Annotated in this window: 17 protein-coding genes; 11 read left to right on the top strand and 6 right to left on the bottom strand. The window is 60.2% G+C overall.

What is annotated here, in order from left to right; translation table 11 throughout:
• Positions 1 to 6 precede the first annotated feature (6 nt).
• Both M9827_RS19330 and M9827_RS19335 read right to left on the bottom strand, forming a co-directional pair.
• Positions 7 to 1,713 carry a ShlB/FhaC/HecB family hemolysin secretion/activation protein gene (locus M9827_RS19330; protein WP_284676939.1) on the bottom strand — a complete coding sequence of 569 codons (1,707 nt, stop codon included), beginning with the start codon at positions 1,711 to 1,713 and terminating at the stop codon, positions 7 to 9.
• A gap of 199 nt (positions 1,714 to 1,912) precedes the next feature.
• Positions 1,913 to 2,362, bottom strand: coding sequence for a winged helix-turn-helix transcriptional regulator (locus M9827_RS19335; RefSeq protein WP_250606677.1), 450 nt, complete (start codon positions 2,360 to 2,362; stop codon positions 1,913 to 1,915).
• Positions 2,363 to 2,548: 186 nt separating this feature from the next.
• Between M9827_RS19335 and M9827_RS19340 the strand changes: the two genes are divergently transcribed.
• From M9827_RS19340 to argE, 5 genes are all read left to right on the top strand, one after another.
• On the top strand, positions 2,549 to 3,367 hold the full coding sequence (locus M9827_RS19340) for an alpha/beta fold hydrolase (protein ID WP_250606678.1): 819 nt from the start codon (positions 2,549 to 2,551) through the stop codon (positions 3,365 to 3,367).
• Between the two features lie 260 nt (positions 3,368 to 3,627).
• Entirely contained in the window at positions 3,628 to 4,947 is a 1,320-nt protein-coding gene (locus M9827_RS19345; protein ID WP_250606679.1) for a flavin-containing monooxygenase, read from the top strand.
• A 57-nt stretch (positions 4,948 to 5,004) separates the two neighbouring features.
• A complete protein-coding gene (locus M9827_RS19350) occupies positions 5,005 to 5,421 on the top strand; it encodes a RidA family protein (protein WP_039763092.1) in 417 nt (138 codons plus the stop codon).
• A 154-nt stretch (positions 5,422 to 5,575) separates the two neighbouring features.
• The gene (locus tag M9827_RS19355) at positions 5,576 to 6,253 is read left to right on the top strand and encodes a DUF1028 domain-containing protein (RefSeq protein ID WP_250606680.1); all 678 of its coding nucleotides are present in this window, start codon (positions 5,576 to 5,578) and stop codon (positions 6,251 to 6,253) included.
• Positions 6,250 to 7,398 carry an acetylornithine deacetylase gene (argE, locus tag M9827_RS19360; protein WP_250606681.1) on the top strand — a complete coding sequence of 383 codons (1,149 nt, stop codon included), beginning with the start codon at positions 6,250 to 6,252 and terminating at the stop codon, positions 7,396 to 7,398. Before M9827_RS19355 ends, argE begins: the two co-directional genes overlap by 4 nt.
• An 18-nt stretch (positions 7,399 to 7,416) precedes the next feature.
• Here argE and M9827_RS19365 read toward each other — a convergent pair whose 3' ends face one another.
• Complete coding sequence (locus M9827_RS19365; RefSeq protein WP_250606682.1) at positions 7,417 to 8,328, bottom strand: LysR family transcriptional regulator; 912 nt, start codon at positions 8,326 to 8,328, stop codon at positions 7,417 to 7,419.
• A 235-nt stretch (positions 8,329 to 8,563) separates the two neighbouring features.
• On the opposite strand from M9827_RS19365, the gene M9827_RS19370 reads away from it, so the two are divergent.
• Both M9827_RS19370 and M9827_RS19375 read left to right on the top strand, forming a co-directional pair.
• Entirely contained in the window at positions 8,564 to 9,979 is a 1,416-nt protein-coding gene (locus M9827_RS19370; protein ID WP_250606683.1) for a purine-cytosine permease family protein, read from the top strand.
• A 100-nt stretch (positions 9,980 to 10,079) separates the two neighbouring features.
• Positions 10,080 to 10,703, top strand: a complete 624-nt coding sequence (locus M9827_RS19375) for a glutathione S-transferase family protein (RefSeq protein ID WP_250606684.1) — start codon at positions 10,080 to 10,082, stop codon at positions 10,701 to 10,703.
• 6 nt (positions 10,704 to 10,709) lie between these two features.
• Here the strand turns inward: M9827_RS19375 and M9827_RS19380 are convergent, their stop codons facing one another.
• A complete protein-coding gene (locus tag M9827_RS19380) occupies positions 10,710 to 11,207 on the bottom strand; it encodes a winged helix-turn-helix transcriptional regulator (protein ID WP_250606685.1) in 498 nt (165 codons plus the stop codon).
• A gap of 98 nt (positions 11,208 to 11,305) precedes the next feature.
• Here M9827_RS19380 and M9827_RS19385 point away from each other — a divergent pair, with 98 nt between their 5' ends.
• From M9827_RS19385 to M9827_RS19395, 3 genes are all read left to right on the top strand, one after another.
• A complete protein-coding gene (locus tag M9827_RS19385) occupies positions 11,306 to 11,944 on the top strand; it encodes a cysteine hydrolase family protein (protein WP_250606686.1) in 639 nt (212 codons plus the stop codon).
• Positions 11,941 to 13,536 (top strand): aldehyde dehydrogenase (NADP(+)), encoded by a 1,596-nt coding sequence (locus M9827_RS19390; RefSeq protein WP_250606687.1) that lies wholly within the window; start codon positions 11,941 to 11,943, stop codon positions 13,534 to 13,536. Before M9827_RS19385 ends, M9827_RS19390 begins: the two co-directional genes overlap by 4 nt.
• A 421-nt stretch (positions 13,537 to 13,957) precedes the next feature.
• Positions 13,958 to 14,437, top strand: coding sequence for a hypothetical protein (locus M9827_RS19395; protein ID WP_250606688.1), 480 nt, complete (start codon positions 13,958 to 13,960; stop codon positions 14,435 to 14,437).
• Between the two features lie 136 nt (positions 14,438 to 14,573).
• Here M9827_RS19395 and ptrR read toward each other — a convergent pair whose 3' ends face one another.
• Positions 14,574 to 15,452 carry a putrescine utilization regulator PtrR gene (gene ptrR / locus M9827_RS19400; RefSeq protein WP_134174387.1) on the bottom strand — a complete coding sequence of 293 codons (879 nt, stop codon included), beginning with the start codon at positions 15,450 to 15,452 and terminating at the stop codon, positions 14,574 to 14,576.
• A gap of 103 nt (positions 15,453 to 15,555) precedes the next feature.
• On the opposite strand from ptrR, the gene M9827_RS19405 reads away from it, so the two are divergent.
• The gene (locus tag M9827_RS19405) at positions 15,556 to 16,947 is read left to right on the top strand and encodes an aldehyde dehydrogenase family protein (protein ID WP_250606689.1); all 1,392 of its coding nucleotides are present in this window, start codon (positions 15,556 to 15,558) and stop codon (positions 16,945 to 16,947) included.
• A gap of 249 nt (positions 16,948 to 17,196) precedes the next feature.
• Here the strand turns inward: M9827_RS19405 and M9827_RS19410 are convergent, their stop codons facing one another.
• Complete coding sequence (locus M9827_RS19410) at positions 17,197 to 18,741, bottom strand: MFS transporter (RefSeq protein ID WP_250606690.1); 1,545 nt, start codon at positions 18,739 to 18,741, stop codon at positions 17,197 to 17,199.
• Between the last annotated feature and the right edge of the window lie 41 nt (positions 18,742 to 18,782).

The raw sequence follows: 18,782 nt of genomic DNA on the forward strand, positions 1-18,782 counted from the left end.
TTGTTTTTAGATGAAGAAATCAATGCGGAAATAGATCGGCGCTTCGCGCTCGGTCAGGGCATCCGGTCGTTCCAGGGAATGCGCGAATGTCACGCTGGCGGCCACGTGCTGACCACGGGCGAACAGCTCCAGCGAGTTGCTCGACATGCGCCCATGCTGATTGCCGTTGTAGCGATCACCACGGATCACGCCTTGGTCGTAGCCCAGGCTGGTGCCGTATTCGGCGAACACCGGTTGCATCCACTCAATGGTCACCGGGCGGGCCCAGCGCAGATCGTTGCGCCAGTAGCCACCGCTGTCGCCGGATAGCGACTGATCCTTGTAACCACGAATCGACGACGAGCCGCCGAGGCTGGTGCGTTGCGGGCTAAACAGCACATCTTCACTGCGCTGACCGGTCATCAAGCTGCTGAAACTGAACGACTCGCCCCACACCTTGAACGGTTGCAGGTAGCTCAAGGTCGCGGTGTATTTACGGTAGCGGGCATCCGGTTCACCCGGACCAGGGTCGTGGCTACCCTGCGCGTCGAACGTACCGATGCCTTCCTGCATGCCGGCATCGAAGTTGACGAAGGCACTGCCGATTCGACGACCATGGTTGATGCCGAACTGCGCTTCGCTGATGCGGTTGCTGCTCAGCTTGAGTTTGCTGTCTTCGATGAAGTTATTGGTGCGCAGGTACGACAGGCCGGCGCTGAGCGAGGTCTTGCTGACGGCGTCGCGGTGGATCACCCGCTCGGCGCGCAACTGATGGTTTTCGCTGTCGCCGGTCTGTTTGAAGTTGTAGCCGTTGGCGGCGATTTGTGAGCGGTACTCGCTCTGGCTGTAGGTGTAGCTGAATGTCCACCAGCCCCACGGCAAGCTGTAATTGAGCATGGCGTTATTGGAGGTGTGCTGGTGATCGGTCATCGCATCGTGACCACCGCGCAAACTCAACTGATCGGCCAGACCCAACGGGCTGTCCCAGTCAAACGTGGTGCCCCATTGCTGTTCACCGGTGCTGCGCTGGCCGTCGTTGTTGCGTGACAGCCCGACTCGCCATGGCTTCTGTGGAGTGTTAGTGACCAGCACGTTGCTGCCGCCGACGTTCTGCCCTGGCGCCAGCTCCATCTTCGCCTGATTGGAAGGCAGGCGATTGAGCTGATCGACCATCTGCTCGATCTCACGCAGGTTGACCAACTCGCCCGCCTTGCCGGGAAAGGCCATGGCCAGTTCGCGATCCGAGAGCTTGCTGTTCTCCGCGCCCTTCATGCCTTCGAGCTTGCCTTCGACCACCAGTACCTTCAGATGGCCGCCAGACAGATCCTGTTGCGGCAGGTAGGCGCGGCTGGTGACCAGACCTTTCTCGATGTAGTAGTCGGTGATGACCTTGAGCAGCTCGTTGAGCTGAGGTACGCCCAGGCATTCGCCGATATAGGGTTTGAGCAGGCGGGTTTTATCACGTTCGGAAAGGCTGTCGGCGCCCTTGAGTTCGATGTCCTGGATCGGGAAACAACGGGTATCCGTGGGGGCTGCCGGTTGCGCAGGCCTGGCGTCCTTGCCGGGCAGATCCTTGAGTTCTTCGAGGCGCCGCTGCTGCTCTTCGAGCAAGCGATTCTGGCGATCGCGGATCAGGTCGGTTTCACCGGGCGTGGGTGCAGCATGAGCCACTTGAAGTGCACACAGGCACAGTAAAGCCATGCACAACCGCACCGCAGGGGCGGGTGAGGACATGTTCGATCCCTCGAGATAAATTTGATATCAAAATAGTGGCGCGATACTAGATGGCCATCATTTTGACGTCAAACAATCGCTTTTACCGTTTGTCGGGTTTGTATCGAGGGTTTTACAAATGGGTTCGCTGCAGCCCAGCGAGGCACGTCCTCATTAATCTGGCGCCAGCGAAACACTCGATTAAAGTAATGCCGTCCTTTTAGTGTTCGACACCCAGCCGCGTCGCGACGTCCTCCGGCGCCAGCGCTCGACCATCGGCCGCGATCAATTCCAGCTTGCGAATCGGCTGACGGTCCTTTGCATCGACCATCACCGAACCCGGCTCACCCGGCGCGTACATGAATTCACCGCCCCACTGCGACAGCGCGACGATCACGGTCTGCAAGGCTTTGCCGCGCTCGGTCAACACGTATTCTTTATAGGCGCCGCCATCGGCCGCTGGCAGCGCTTGCAGGATCCCCTGCTCCACCAGCCCTTTGAGGCGCGCGCTGAGCATGTTCTTGGCGATATCCAGACTCTTCTGGAAATCATTGAAGCGGCGAATCCCGTCCAGCGCATCACGGATGATCAGCAGCGACCACCAGTCACCAATCAGGTCCAGTGTCCGGGCAACCGGGCAGGCATTGCCCTGCAGACTTTTGCGTTTCACGTAAACGTACTCCCTCGATTCAGTGCGCGGCCGGGCGGCTTTGAGTTGCATCATACAACTCTGCAGCCGATCGACGATTGCAGCGACACAAAACCAGCACCTGCATACAAGTAGCCGGCGCGCTTTGCGCTGATAGTGAATGTCGCCATTTCGGCATCACGTGCGATCCCTGACGCAGGAGTTTCCATGAGCACCTTCACCACGCAAGACGGTACCGAGATTTACTACAAGGATTGGGGCAGCGGCAAACCTGTGCTGTTCAGCCACGGCTGGCCGCTGGATGCCGACATGTGGGAATACCAGATGGAATACCTGAGCAGCCGTGGCTATCGCACCATTGCGTTCGATCGTCGCGGTTTCGGCCGGTCCGATCAGCCGTGGACCGGTTATGACTACGACACCTTTGCCGATGACATCGCGCAACTGATCAACCACCTGGACCTGCGCGAAGTGACGCTGGTGGGCTTCTCCATGGGCGGCGGCGATGTCAGCCGCTACATTGCCCGGCATGGCAGCGAGCGTGTTGCCGGTCTGGTGTTGTTGGGCGCGGTGACACCGCTGTTCGGCAAGAAAGCCGACTTCCCGCAAGGCGTCGATACCTCGGTGTTCGACGGCATCAAGGCCGGTCTGCTGCAGGATCGTGCGCAGTTCATCGCCGATTTCGCCGCGCCGTTCTACGGCACCAACCAAGGCCAGAAAGTCTCTGACGGCGTGCTCACGCAGACGCTGAATATGGCCCTGCTCGCTTCGCTCAAGGGCACCGTGGATTGCGTGACCGCGTTCTCGGAAACCGACTTCCGCCCGGACATGGCCAAGATCGATGTGCCAACCCTGGTGATCCATGGCGACGGCGATCAGATCGTGCCGTTCGAAACCACCGGCAAACAGGCGGCAGCGCAGATCAAGGGCGCTGAGTTGAAGGTCTATGCAGGTGCGCCGCATGGGTTTGCGGTAACGCACGCGCAAGCGTTGAATGAGGATCTGCTGGCGTTTCTGAATCGCTGAAACCAGCGCAGTGGTGAGGGGAAGATTCTGCTCACCACTGCACGTCACGCCATCCTGTTTTTTTTACCTCGCAACCCCGAACCGATGCTCTGAAAGCCCCGTTTTTCAGGAGTTTCCCGGCCCTGCATCAGAATTTTATCTTCACATCCCAGCTTAATAATATTTTACCGATAACCCCCTCCTCCCTAGTCTGACCTCAAGCCAAACGGACAAGCCAACAGCGGCCCGAATCCCACTGCCTTGCTAGGAAGGATGTAGAGATGACCCCTGAAATAATAAAAACAGACACGCTGATCGTGGGTGCCGGCCAGGCAGGCGTCGCCATGAGCGAGCACCTGAGCAAACTCGGTGTGCCGCACCTCGTGCTGGAGCGCAATCGCATTGCCGAACGCTGGCGCACCGGGCGCTGGGACTCGCTGGTGGCCAACGGCCCGGCGTGGCACGACCGCTTTCCCGGACTGGAATTCGATGACGTCGATCCCGACGGTTTCGCCCCGAAAGAACGTGTGGCCGATTACTTCGAAGCCTACGCGAAGAAATTCAATGCACCGATCCGCACCGGTGTGGAAGTGAAAAGCGTGGTACGCAATGTCGGTCGTCCGGGGTTCACCGTCCAGACCTCCGAAGGCGTGATCGAGGCCAGCCGTGTGGTCGCCGCGACCGGGCCGTTTCAGAAACCGGTGATCCCGGCGATTGCCTCGCAAGACGAACGACTGTTGCAGATCCACTCCGCTGACTACCGCAACCCGCAGCAACTGCCGGCAGGCGCAGTGCTGGTGGTCGGTGCCGGCTCTTCCGGCGTGCAGATCGCCGATGAGCTGCAACGTTCCGGCAAGCAGGTTTACCTGTCGGTCGGCGCCCATGACCGCCCGCCGCGCGCTTATCGCAACCGGGATTTCTGCTGGTGGCTGGGCGTGCTCGGCGAGTGGGATCAGGCGGCAATGAAACCCGGCCGCGAACACGTGACCATCGCGGTCAGCGGCGCCCATGGCGGTCGCACTATTGATTTTCGCGGTCTGGCCCATCGCGGCATGACCCTGGTCGGCGTGACTGAATCGTTCAAAAACGGCGTGGTGACCTTCAAGCAAGACCTGCTCGGCAATCTCACTCGCGGTGACGAAAACTACCTGGCACTGCTCGATGCTGCTGACGCCTACATCGAACGCAACGGCCTCGACCTGCCGGAAGAACCGCAAGCGCGCGAAACCTATCCGGATCCTGAGTGCGTGAAAAACCCGTTGGTCGATCTCGATCTGGCCAAGGCTGGCGTCACCTCGATCATCTGGGCCACCGGGTTTGCCGTGGATTATTCCTGGCTGCAAGTCGCGGCGTTCGATGACAAGGGCAAGCCAGTGCATCAGCGCGGCGTGTCGAGTGAGCCGGGGGTGTATTTCCTCGGTCTGCCGTGGCAGTCGCGCCGTGGCTCGTCGTTTATCTGGGGCGTGTGGCACGACGCCAAACATGTCGCCGACCACATCGCCACGCAGCGCAAGTACCTCGACTACCGCGATGCCGAACAGCGCGAGGCCGAGTTGCACCAGAACAGCCACAGCAAAGCCGCCGACACCGTCGACGCTTGATAGCCCTTTTCGCCCCGGCGCCGATTGCGCCGGGCAAACCTTCTTCAGGAGCCCTTCATGAGCCAGCCCACCCACACCCGTATCCGCATGTTCAACACCAAGGACACCTACCCGAACCAGACGCTGGACAACGACCTGTGCCAGGCCGTACGCGCCGGCAACACCGTTTATGTACGCGGTCAGGTCGGCACGGATTTCGACGGCAATCTGGTCGGCCTTGGCGACCCGCGCGCGCAGGCTGAACAGGCCATGCGCAACGTCAAGCAACTGCTCGAAGAAGCCGGCAGCGACATGAGCCATATCGTCAAGACCACCACGTACCTGATCGACCCGCGTTATCGCGAGGCGGTGTATCAGGAAGTCGGCAAGTGGCTCAAAGGCGTGTTCCCGATCTCCACCGGGCTGGTGGTGTCGGCACTGGGGCAGCCGCAGTGGTTGATGGAGATTGATGTGATTGCGGTGATTCCTGAGTAAGTCAGGAAACCGAGTCGCGGCGATCGCTGGCAAGCCAGCTCCCACAGGGATTTGAGTTGTTTGCAGATTTTGTGATCAACCCAATACCTGTGGGAGCTGGCTTGCCAGCGATGAGGCCCTCAAGGACAACATCTTCCTAGAAAGGAGTAAGCAGATGACCTTTTCAATCACAGCCCGCTGCGCCGAAACCGGCCAGTTCGGTGTCGCCATCAGTTCCTCCAGCATCGCCGTCGGCGCCCGTTGCCCGTGGCTGCTGCCCGGCGTTGGCGCGGTGTCGAGCCAGAACATCACCCTGCCGTCCCTCGGCCCGGAAGTCCTCGCGCTGATGGAGCAAGGCCTGGCGCCGGACGATGCGCTGGACAAAGTCCTCACGCGCAATGGCTACAGCCAGTACCGGCAGATCACTGCGATCAACCATCTCGGCCAGACCGCACATTTCAGCGGTGCGCAAACCCTCGGCGTGCACAATGCCGTGACCGGCGAGCAGTGCGTCGCCGCCGGCAACATGCTCGCCGGGCGCTCGGTGATCGAAGCGATGGTCAGCGCCTTTGAGGACGGCGAAGGGCAACTCGCTGATCGCCTGCTCAGAGCCCTGCACGCCGCGCAAGCCCTCGGCGGTGAAGCCGGCCCGGTACATTCGGCCGCTGTCGTGGTGGTCGGCGAGCAGACCTGGCCGATCGTCAACCTGCGCGTCGACTGGGCCGATGAAGACCCGATCGGCCAGTTGCAAAAGCTCTGGGACGCCTATGCGCCGCAGCTTCAGGATTATATCGACCGCGCCCTCGATCCGGCCAAAGCGCCGGGCTATGGCGTGGCTGGGGATGATCGATGAACAGTGTCGAGTTGCTCAAGGCGCTGGTGGCGTTCGACACCACCAGTCGCGAATCCAACCTGCAACTGATCGAATTCGTCCGCGATTACCTCGAAGGTTTCGACGTACCTTGCGCGCTGCTCTACAACGATGAGCGCAGCAAAGCCAACCTGTTCGCCACGATCGGCCCGGTGGATCAACCGGGCATTGTGCTGTCCGGGCATACCGATGTGGTGCCGGTCGATGGCCAGCCGTGGACGTTGCCGCCGTTCGAACTGACCGAGCGCGACGGCAAAGTTTTCGGACGCGGTACGGCGGACATGAAGGGTTATATCGCCTGCGTGCTGGCGTTGGTGCCGGCGCTGGTGCAGGCGTCGTTGCGCCTGCCGGTGCACATTGCCCTGTCTTACGACGAAGAGGTCGGCTGCCTCGGCGTGCGTTCGTTGCTCAAGGTTTTGCAGCAACGCCCGATCAAACCGTTGCTGTGCATCATCGGCGAACCGACCGAACTGAAACCGGTGCTCGGTCATAAAGGCAAACTGGCGATGCGCTGCGATGTGCAGGGCCATCCGTGCCATTCGGCGTATGCGCCGCTCGGGGTCAATGCGATTGAATACGCCGCCGAACTGATCGCTGAACTGGGCCGCCTCGGTCAGCAACTGAAAGCGCCGGAGCATCACGATGCGCGCTTCGATCCGCCCTACAGCACGGTGCAGACCGGGGTGATCAGCGGCGGCAAGGCCTTGAACATCGTGCCCGCCGATTGCCGTTTCGATTTCGAGATCCGCGCCCTGCCCTCACAGGATCCGGCCCTCGTCGCCGAAGCGCTGCAAGCCTATGCCGAACGCGAAGTGCTGCCGCGTATGCGCGCGGTCAGTGCGCAGAGTGATATTCGCTTCAGCGCCCTGTCGGCGTATCCGGGGCTGGCCACCGATGCGCAAAGCCAGGCCGCCGAGTTGATCTCTGCGTTCTGCGGTTCGAAGGATTTCGGCACCGTGGCGTTTGGCACTGAAGGCGGGTTGTTTGATGCAGTGGGCATTCCCACCGTGGCGTGCGGCCCCGGCAGCATGGATCAGGGTCACAAACCCGATGAGTTTGTCAGCCTCGATCAACTGCAGGCGTGCGATGACATGCTTCAGCGCTTGCTGGCGTTTATCAGTCTTTGACAGGCGGCTCGGCGGCACTCACGGGTGCAGTCGGGCCAGCTCTTCGCGGCAGTGATCGACAAACAACTGCGCCGGTTTGGTCAGTTGCACGCGACGCAGCCAGGCCGCCGACAATCCCGAACCGGTGACGTCTTCCGCCAGCGGCACACAGACGACTTGCTGACCATCGTAGGTGTAGTCGCTGAACGGTTTGGTCACCAGAATCGAAAAGCCGAAACCGTTGCCGACCATGCCGCGCACCATCTCGATCGACGGTGAGCTGAAGACAATGTTCGGCGTCAGCCCGCGCTCTTCGAAGATGCTCACGAAATAGGTTCGGCTCGGCACCACGTCGAGCAGGATCATCGGTTCCAGCACCAGATCATCCAGCGAGACCTTGGCCTGTTGCGCGAAGCGATGGCTGGCCGGCAGCAATGCGTAAGGCTGTTGCGGCGGCATCAGTGGTGTGGTTTCGATGGTGCTGTCCAGGTCGTGTTCGAACATCATCGCCACGTCAATGCTGCCAGCGGTGAGGGCCTGCACCAGTTCTTGTTGTTCGCCATCACGAATGCGGATTTCCACCCCCGGCCAGCGCGCCTTGAAACCGGCGATCAGGCGCGGCAGGTACAGCGGCGCGACGGTTTCGAAACAGCCGATATCGATCTGCCCCGCGACCACATCATTATCGGCCAGCGCGTTCTGCTCGAACTCGTGGGCCACCCGCAGCAGCTCCAACGCCTTGCGATAGAACCGCGAGCCACTGGGCGTCAGCGAGACGCCCTGGGCGTGGTGGCGGATAAACAGCTGCACACCGAAACTTTCTTCCAGGTGCTTGATGGCGGTGGAGACCGACGGTTGCGCGATGTAGAGCTTGCGCGAGGCTTCGGCGACGCTGCCGCAGTCGGCGGTGGTGACGAAGTATTTGAGCTGGCGCAGGTTGTAGGCGGCCATGTGAGTCTCCCAAAGAGCGCGGGTGTTCGCCCTGTTTCCCTGGCGCACGATCAAGCTTGAACATACCGGAGGCTGGCGCCAGCCCAAGCATATTTTTTTTAAGGTCTGTAGCAACAAACTTACTAATTTATCTATCCCGACGCTTTGCACATGATCACTTCAACAAGAAATGCGCCGCCCGTGCCGGCGCTTGCCGAAGTACGTCCACGTACTCATCCTTGCCTTGGAGTTCGTCATGGCTACCCCTGCAGCATCCTCCGCTCCGCTGATTGAAAAACACACGATAGGCTACGTGCCCCCCGAAGATCGCCATGGAAAGGTCAGGGATCTGTTCACCCTCTGGTTCGGCGGCAACATCGCGCCGTTGCCCATCGTCACCGGTGCGCTGGGCGTGCAGTTGTTTCACTTGAATCTGCTCTGGGGCATCGTCGCGATTCTGGTCGGCCATCTGGTCGGTGGTGTGCTGATGGCACTGCATTCGGCACAGGGCCCACAGATGGGCATCCCGCAGATGATCCAGAGCCGCGCGCAATTCGGCTCCCTCGGCGCGTTGCTGGTGGTGCTGATTGCCGGCGTCATGTACATCGGTTTCTTCGCCTCCAACATCGTGCTGGCCGGCAAGTCGCTGCATGGTGTGGTCGACAGCGTTCCGGTGCCGGTCGGCATCGTCATCGGCGCGGTTGGCTCGGGGATCATCGGCATCATCGGCTACCGCTTTATCCACGTGCTCAACCGCATCGGCACCTGGGTGCTGGGGATCGGCATCGTTGTCGGCTTCGGCTACATCTTCACCCACATCCAGACTGACGACTTCCTCACCCGGGGCAGCTTCAACTTCTCCGGTTGGCTGGCCACCGTGTCGCTCGCCGCGTTGTGGCAGATCGCGTTTGCGCCGTACGTGTCCGACTATTCGCGCTACTTGCCGGCCGACGTCAAAGTCTCGTCGACGTTCTGGACGACGTATCTGGGTTCAGCGCTGGGTTCGAGTCTGGCGTTCATCTTCGGTGCCGTTGCCGTGCTGGCTACACCGGTGGGCATGGACACCATGGACGCGGTCAAACTCGCCACCGGCTCGATCGGCCCGCTGATGCTGGTGCTGTTCCTGCTCAGCGTGATCAGCCACAACGCCCTCAACCTCTACGGCGCGGTGCTGTCGTTGATCACGCTGGTGCAAACCTTCGCCTACCGCTGGATCCCCACCGCCAAGAGCCGCGCAGTGATCTCGATCATCGTGTTGCTGGCCTGCTGCTTTGCCGCCGTCGGTGCCTCGAAGGACTTCATCGGCCACTTCGTCGACATGGTGCTGGTATTGCTGGTGGTGTTGGTGCCGTGGACGGCGATCAACCTGATCGACTTCTACGCGATCCACAAAGGCCAGTACGACATCCAGTCGATCTTCCAGGTCGACGGCGGCATCTACGGGCGCTACAACCCGCAGGCGTTGCTGGCCTATGCGATCGGCATCGCCGTGCAGATCCCGTTCATGAACACGCCGCTGTACGTCGGCCCGGTGTCGGCGCATATCAACGGTGCGGATCTGTCCTGGCTGGTGGGACTGCTGGTGACCTCGCCGTTGTATTTCTGGCTGGCCAACCGCGACACTTCCTATCGCCGGCGGATGATGGGCGGGAAACTGGCGAGCAGTCTGTGAGATTGATGCGCTGAAAAACGAAGGCCCGCACTGTGCGGGCCTTCTCTGTTGCGGTGTGGTATTTCTTTACACCTGACAACGATTGGGTAAGGGACATCCAATGCTGCGAATACTCGGTAAAGCCTCATCGATCAACGTGCGCAAAGTCCTGTGGACGTGCGCCGAATTGCACATTCCTTTCGAGCGTGAAGACTGGGGATCGGGGTTCAGATCGACCAACGATGCGGAATTTCTCGCGCTCAATCCCTGCGCCATGGTGCCGGTGATTCAGGACGGCGATTTCACGTTATGGGAATCGAACACGATCATTCGTTATCTGGCGTCGCGCTATGACGGTTCGCAGCTCTATCCGAGCGAACCGCAAGCCCGGGCGCGGGTTGATCAGTGGATCGACTGGCAAGCGTCGGAGCTGAATCGCTCGTGGTCGTATGCGTTTCTGTCACTGGTGCGCCAATCACCGGAGCATCAGGACAACGCCGCATTGTCAGCCGGTTGCCGCGACTGGGCGCGGAACATGGCCATCCTCGACCGGCAACTGGAAAAAACCGGCGCCTACGTCAGCGGCGAACAGTTTTCCCTCGCGGACATACCCATCGGGCTGTCGGTAAACCGCTGGTTCGAAACGCCATTTGCTCACCCGGACTTTGCCGCGGTGAAAGCCTATTACGAACGCTTGAGCCTGCGTCCCGGCTACAGGCTGCACGGTCGAAACGGCACGCCGTGATCAAGGTTACTTGCTTTTGAACGCCTCACGCCGCGCCTGCCGTTCGGCGGCGTAGGCTGCCTGTGGCTGGCTGATCAGGTCTTCCCGACGCAACGGTTCGCCGCAGTGTTCGCACAGCGGCCCGAGTCCGGCGCTGTGGTTGCAGCTTTTGTGGGTCATGTTCACCGCCAGCCCCTCCTCCGGTGCCTTGCACCAGGTCTCTCCCCACGCCCGCAGCGCAATGATTACCGGGTAGAACGCCTCGCCTTTCGCGGTGAGGTGGTACTCGTAGCGTTTCGGTCGCTCGTTGTACAAGCGGCGCTCGACCAGCCCATCCGCTTCCAGACATTTCAGACGCGCAGCGACCATTTGCGGCGTACCGCCGGTCTGCGCCTGGATCTCGTCATAGCGATGATTGGCCATGAACAGTTCGCGCAAAACCAACACGGTCCAACGGTCGCCGACGATCGTCTCGGCCCGCGAGATCGGGCACAGCGTGTCGGGAAGACTATCGTTTACTGCCATCAGGGCTTGCCTCTTTTAAAGTTGATATGATTATCATATCTACACGATGCCGGGACAAGCCCTGTGCACCGATAATCCCATTGCCGGAGCAAGCCGCCATGTCGAATACCCCCTATCCGTTGGACAGAACCGCCTACCTGTTGGTCGATCCGTACAACGATTTTCTTTCGGACGGTGGCAAGATTTTCCCTCTGATCAAACCGATGGCCGAACAGAACGGCCTGCTCGACAACCTGCGCAAACTCGACCGCACCGTTCGCGACTTGAACATTCGGGTGGTCATCGTACCCCATCACCGCTGGGAAAAAGGCGACTACGAAACCTGGGACCACCCGACCCCGACCCAATGCAAAATCATGCACATGCATCATTTTGCCCGTGGCGAATGGGGCGGCGAATGGCACCCGGATTTCGCCCCGAAGGACGGCGATATCGTGGTTCAGGAACACTGGGGGTCCAGTGGTTTCGCCAACACCGATCTGGATTTTCGCCTGAAACAGCAAGGTGTCACCCACGTGATCGTCGTCGGCCTGCTGGCCAACACCTGCATCGAAGCCACCGCCCGCTATGCCTCGGAACTGGGCTACCACGTCACCCTCGTCCGCGATGCAACAGCAGCCTTCAAAGCGGAAATGATGCACGCCGCCCACGAACTCAACGGCCCGACATTCGCCCACGTCATTGCCAGCACCGACGAACTGATTGCCAACCTCAAATCACAAGGTGAAGCGCAATGAATCTGACCGGCCATTTGCTGATCGGCGAGACGGATGTCGCCGCCACCGAAGGCACGATGAAAGCGCTGAATCCGGCCATTGATCAATTGATCGAACCGGACTTCGCCTTCGGCGGTGCCGCACAGGTTGATCAGGCTGCAACACTCGCCGATACAGCGTTCGACCACTACAGCCACACCTCACTGGCCGAACGTGCCGCGTTTCTCGAAACCATCGCTGACAACCTTGATGAGGTGCGCAGCGAACTGGCCGTACGCGCTGCGCTGGAAACCGGACTGCCCGAAGCTCAGCTTGAGGGCGAAGCGTTGAGAGCCGCCACCCAGTTCCGCCAGTTCGCTGATGTCGTGCGCAAGGGCCGCTTCCTGCAACTGGCGATCGACCCGGCGCAGCCCCAGCGTCAGCCGCGCCCACGGATGGATCATCGTCTGCAAAAAATCGCCATCGGCCCGGTGGCGATTTTCGGCGCGAGCAACTTCCCGATTGCCTACTCGGTGGCGGGTGGCGATACCGCGTCTGCACTGGCGGCCGGCGCTACCGTGATTCTCAAGGCACACAACGCGCATCCCGGCGCTTCGGAAATCCAGGCGCGGGCCATTCGTAAAGCCGTGCAGGCCCATGGCTTGCCCGAAGGTGTTTTTTCGATGGTGCGTGGCGGCGGCAATGCCATTGGCGAAGCGCTGGTCGATCATCCGCTGATCAAGGCGGTGACCTTCACCGGCTCCGAACCCGGTGGCATGGCGCTGTATCGCCGCGCGCAATTGCGCCCCGAGCCGATCCCGGTGTTCACCGAGATGACCAGCGTCAACCCGACCTTCATCCTGCCCGAGGCACTGGCGGCTCGCGGCGCCGAAATCGGCGACGGCTTCATCGAACGGATGCTGGTCAACGTCGGTCAGGCGTGTTTTTGTCCGTCGATCCTGATCGCCATCCGCGGTGCGGGGTTTGATGAACTGCGCGACGCCATGCGCAAACGGGTCAGCGAAGCACCGGCGCGGACAATGCTGACGCTGGGTATTCATGGCGCCTACGTCGAGGGTCTGATGGCCTTGGAACGTGCCGGCGCGCAGGTGATCGCGGCAGGCACGCCGGCCGAAGCCACGCTCGCCGGACGTGCTGCGTTGCTGGAAGTCGAGGGACAGCAATTGCTCAGCGAACCGGCATTGGCCCATGAAGTGTTTGGCCCGTCGGCGCTATTGGTTGCGGTCAACGATGAAGCCGAGTTGCTGGCCGTCGCCCGTTCGTTCAAGGGTCAGCTCAGCGCGGCGATTCACCTTGAAAGTGTCGATCTGGAATTGGCGCGGTGCCTGCTGCCGATTCTCGAACGGCGCACCGGACGCATCGTGGTTAACGCCTTCGCCCACCCACAGGAAGTGACCTTCGCCACCGTACACGGTGGGCCGTTTCCGGCTACATCGGACAGCCGTTTCACCTCGGTCGGCATGACCTCGATCGAACGTTTCTTGCGTCCCGTGGCGTATCAAGGGTTTCCCGATGAGTTGCTGCCAGAGGTGTTGCGCGAAGGGAATCCGCTGAATCTGCCGCGCAGTATTGACGGGGCGTTTTTTACTGCCCTCATCCACGCCTATAAGTAAACCCATGCATCAACTCCAGACTTTACTGGAAAAACGTGCCGGGAATCTCGTCCGCCGGGTTGCCGCTGATGTGAATGATCGGGTAATGGGTTTACAGCGGGTAGCGAGCACCGTGGGATAGGTGATCTCGACCATCTCCTATTTATAGCCCGGCAGATTGTCGAGGAATGACTTTGCAACTCGCGGCCACGATTGGATAGTTGCACAGCGCGATCCTGCAAAGTGCCGTAGGAAAACAACACGGCGTGTAATGTCAGGGTGGTCATGGCGCATCGTTACTTGGCCAACCGCGTTCATACTTTTTACGAAAAAACAACTGTCACTTATGACAGTTACGAATAGAAAAGCCTTTGTTAATCTGTGGTCCGGGTAACTACCCATTACAGAACATTTTTCAATTAATCAATCAAGGAATCTAAAAATGAAAACTTCCGACCAGAAATTAGAGTTTGCTGCTAGCGATCCGACCCATAAAAAACACCCCAACGACTCATTCACGGCAACTTTAACGCCTCCACGAAGATACACAGGCGAACACTTTGAAGCCGACTGGATTCAATGCAGCCACTCTGCTCAAGACGGGAACCTCCTTATCACGGGTGGCTACGATGCAGGAGGTGATGATGCTTATGTAGCCATCCAAATTATCTTCCAGAAAGACCTACCAGACGGTGAACATGAAGTGGGACCAAAGGGAAGCGCCGTCAGTGGAAACCTCGCCTTCGTGTCATCATGGTCTATCAATACCGAAATCCTCAGGGCAAAAAAAGGAAAATTTCATTTACAGAGAATCGCCCATAACTCTATTAACGCAACCATCGATATGGAGTTCGAGTACAACAACGAAACCATTAAAGTTTCAAATGGGAAGGTATTCGTTACAATCGACACTCCAGTTTAATTTTAGTTGATAGTTATGCAGCCCAAGTGGTTTGAAATAAACGTGCTGCCAGTCGCGGTTTTAAGTATTCACCGCGACTGGTACGCACGTTGCTAATCGAAAATTTTTCCACCACAGAAACACTCAAAAACCTGCCTCATTCCTCAGCCCGCACCACCCCGCGCTCCTCCAGCAAGCGCACAAACATGCTCAGGCTGCGCGACACCGTGCCCCGCCGCCACACCAGCCATGTAGTCAAATAGCGAAAATCCGCCGCCAATGGCCAGACGCTGACGGTCGCACTGCCGGGCATGCTCTGGAGCATTTTGCGCGGCATCAGCGCCAGGCCGGCACCGGCGCTGACGCAGGCGAGCATGCCGTGGTACGACTCCATTTCGAAAATCTTGCCCGGTACGGCCGCGTCGGTGCTGAACCATTTTTCGAAGTGGTGACGATAGGAGCAGTTGGAACGGAAGGCATAAATGTTCTCGCCGTTTACGTCCGCCGCGCGCTTGACAGGTGCGTGGTTGATCGGGGCGATGATGACCATTTCCTCCTCGAATGCCGGCACGCCCTCCAGCGTCGGATGCAACACCGGACCATCGACAAACGCTGCGGCGAGGCGCCCAGAGAGCACGCCGTCGATCATGGTGCCGGACGGTCCGGTGGACAGGTCCAGATCGACTTTCGGGTGCAATTGGTTGTACGCCGCAAGTAATTCGGGAATGCGCACCGCCGCTGTGCTTTCCAGTGAACCCAGCGGAAACGCGCCCTGCGGTTCCTCGCCCGCCACCGTTGCCCGGGCCTCTTGCACGAGGTCGAGAATCCGCCGCGCGTATTCAAGAAAACTCCACCCGGCCGGCGACAAACGCAAACGGCTTTTCTCGCGGATAAACAGATCAACGCCCAGATCCTGCTCAAGCTGCTTGATCCGCGTGGTCAGGTTCGACGGCACGCGATGGATCTGCGCGGCGGCGGCGCTGATGCTGCCGTGCTCGGCAACCGCTTTGAAGATTTCCAGCTGCACCAGATCCACAGTCATTCTCCAATCGTGAAAGAAACGATCTTTATTATTCAGTTTCCAGAAAACAAACACCACACTACTCTAGGCCCATCCGACGAACACGCAGGACGACGCCATGAGCCAGATTTCCAGCCAGACCCACGCTATCTCGATCAACCCCGCCACGGGCGAGCAGATCGGTCATTACGCGTTTGAATCCGCGCAAGCGCTCGACGCCGCACTGACCCGCGCCGCTTATGGCTTCGGCAAATGGAAGCGCAAGCCGTTGCAGGATCGCTCGCGTTTGTTGACCGCCCTCGCCGGCGCGCTGCGCGAAACCAGCGAAGCCATGGCTACCATGATCACCCTGGAAATGGGCAAGCCAATCGCCCAGGCCCGTGGTGAAATCGAGAAATGCGCCAAGCTCTGCGAGTGGTACGCCGAACACGGCCCGGCCATGCTTGACGCTGAACCGACCCAGGTTGAAGGCGGCAAGGCGCGCATCGAGTACCGTCCGCTCGGCCCGATCCTCGCGGTCATGCCCTGGAACTTCCCGATCTGGCAAGTGCTGCGCGGTGCCGTTCCGGCGCTGATTGCCGGCAACACTTACGTACTCAAGCATGCGCCGAACGTGATGGGCAGCGCCTACCTGTTGCGCGATGCCTTCACCCGCGCCGGTTTCGCCGAGGGTGTTTTTGAGGTGATCAACGTCACCCCGGAAGGGGTTTCCACCGCGATCGCCGATCCGCGCATTGCCGCTGTGACCCTGACCGGTAGCGTGCGTGCCGGTATGGCGATCGGCGCTCAGGCCGGTGCCGCGTTGAAGAAATGCGTGCTGGAACTGGGTGGTTCCGATCCGTTTATCGTCCTCAACGACGCCGATCTGGATGAAGCGGTACAAGCGGCAGTCATCGGTCGCTACCAGAACTCCGGTCAGGTCTGCGCCGCAGCCAAGCGCCTGATCATCGAAGCAGGCGTGGTCGAAGAATTCACCCGCAAGTTCGTCGAGGCCACGCGCAAGTTGAAGGTCGGTGATCCGCTGTCTGCCGAGACCTACATCGGCCCGATGGCACGTTTCGACCTGCGTGATGAACTCGACCAGCAAGTGCGCGACACCCTGGAAGAAGGCGCAACGTTGTTGCTCGGCGGCGGTAAATCCGAAGGCCCGGGCAACTACTACGAGCCGACGGTGCTGGCCGATGTCACCGACCGCATGACCTCGTTCAAACAGGAACTGTTCGGCCCGGTCGCGTCGATCATCACCGCCCGCGATTGCGCGCATGCCGTGGCCTTGGCCAACGACAGCGAGTTCGGCCTGACCGCAACGATCTACACCGCCAACGTGGCACTGGCCCAGCAGTTGACCAGCGAACTGGACACCGGCGGCGTGTTCATCAACGGCTACTCCGCCAGCGACCCGCGCGTGACCTTTGGCGGCGTGAAGAAGAGCGGTTTCGGTCGTGAACTGTCGCACTTCGGCGTACGTGAGTTCTGCAATGCACAGACCGTGTGGCTGGATCGCAAATAATCCAGACACCGGAAAACCCTGTAGGAGTGGGCCTGCTCGCGATAGCGGTGCATCAAGCGATGAAGATGCTGAATGCACCGGCCCCATCGCTGGCAAGCCAGCTCCCACAATGACTGCGGTGTAACCACTGATGCTGCAGACGCCTTTGGACCCTGTGGGAGCTGGCTTGCCAGCGATAGCGGCGCATCAGTCAACATTTATGCCGACTGATACTCCGCTTTCGCCAGCAGGTTCGCTCCCACATTGGGTTTATGCGGCAGCCTGTTGTGGCTCGGCGACGCTGCGATCTTTGCTCAACAATCCCAGCACCACCGCCGCCGACACCAATGTGATCACCGTCAGAATGTGCAGCAGATACTGAAACGCCGACGCATAACCTTGCACCAAACGTTCGTTGGCCAGACCTGGCACAGTGTTGATCGCATGCGCCATATCGCCGGTGGTCACCCGGTGCGCGGTCTCGGCGATCAGCGACGCCTCGGCACTGCCTGTCACCACGTGCACGGCACTCGACAAATCAGCGTGCAGCAATGACGCCAGCACTGCCGCGACAATCGCCAAGGCAATCCCCTCACCCGCCACGCGCACGGTGCTGAAGATACCCGCCGCCATGCCGGCGCGCTCTTTCGGCACGACACTGACCGACAAACCATCCATCAGCCCCCAAGGCAAACCGGCGCCCATACCGATCAGCAGCATCGGCACCACCAACGCAATTTTCGGCTCACCGACGTTGTACAGACTCAGCCAATGCAAGCCCACGGCGGCAATCAGGAACCCGGCACCGGACAGGATACCGGCGGAAACCAAGCGCGCCAGCGACGCGGCCAGCATCGGCACCACCAGCATCGGCGCCGACAACGCCAGCAACAGCAGACCGGCATCGATCTCGCTCAGACCCTCAACGCCGATGAAGCGCAGCGGCAACATCACCACCAGCACGATGTAGCAGAAACAGGTGCCGATCGGCAGCATCTGCACGCCAATGAAGCGCGGATAACGAAACAAGGTCAGGTCCAGCATCGGCCGTTCGACACGCATTTCGACGATCACGAACGCTGCCAGCAACACGACCGAAGCGCCCAATAGACCGAGCACCAGCGGACTGTCCCAACCACTGTCCGGCGCCTGGATCAGGCCAAACGTGAACAGCGCCAGCATTGCGCTGAACACCAGCGTGCCCGGCCAGTCCAGCCCTTTGGCATGCGGGTCGCGGGTTTCGCGCATGCGCGGCACCCCGAAAACCAGCGCGATGATTCCAATCAACGCGGTGAAGATAAAAATCGCCCGCCAGTTGAAGACCTCGATCAGCGCGCCGGCGACCAGCGGACCGAAGGCCAGACCAATGCCAAACGTAGTGCCCAGCACGCTGTACGCCCGGGTCCGGGCATGCCCTTCGAACTCTTGCGCCAACGCCGCCGAACCGCTGGCCAGCGCCGCCGCCCCCGCGACACCTTGAACCGCGCGCAACACGTCCAGCCAGAACACCGAAGGCGCCAGACTCTGCGCGATCGACGCAACGGTGAACAGCAGCATGCCGAAGGTGAACAGGCGTTTACGTCCGTATACATCAGCCAATGCGCCGGCGGCCATCAGCAAACTGCCGAACGACAACATAAACGCATTGGTGATCCAGGTCAGCGCCACCGGGCTGCCGCCCAAGTCCCGGCCGATGGCCGGTGTCGCCACCGCACCGCCAGTAAAACTTAACGGCAGGACCAGTGCCGAGAGACACACTGCGGCCAGTATGAGCAACTTGTCTCGCGCTCCGTGCGGCTGAGTCATAGAAATCATTCGTTCCATCCTTTGAGAAATCACAAAGCTGCGTTGCGCAG

The organism is Pseudomonas sp. AKS31, assembly GCF_023634765.1.
Classification (GTDB): Bacteria; Pseudomonadota; Gammaproteobacteria; order Pseudomonadales; family Pseudomonadaceae; genus Aquipseudomonas.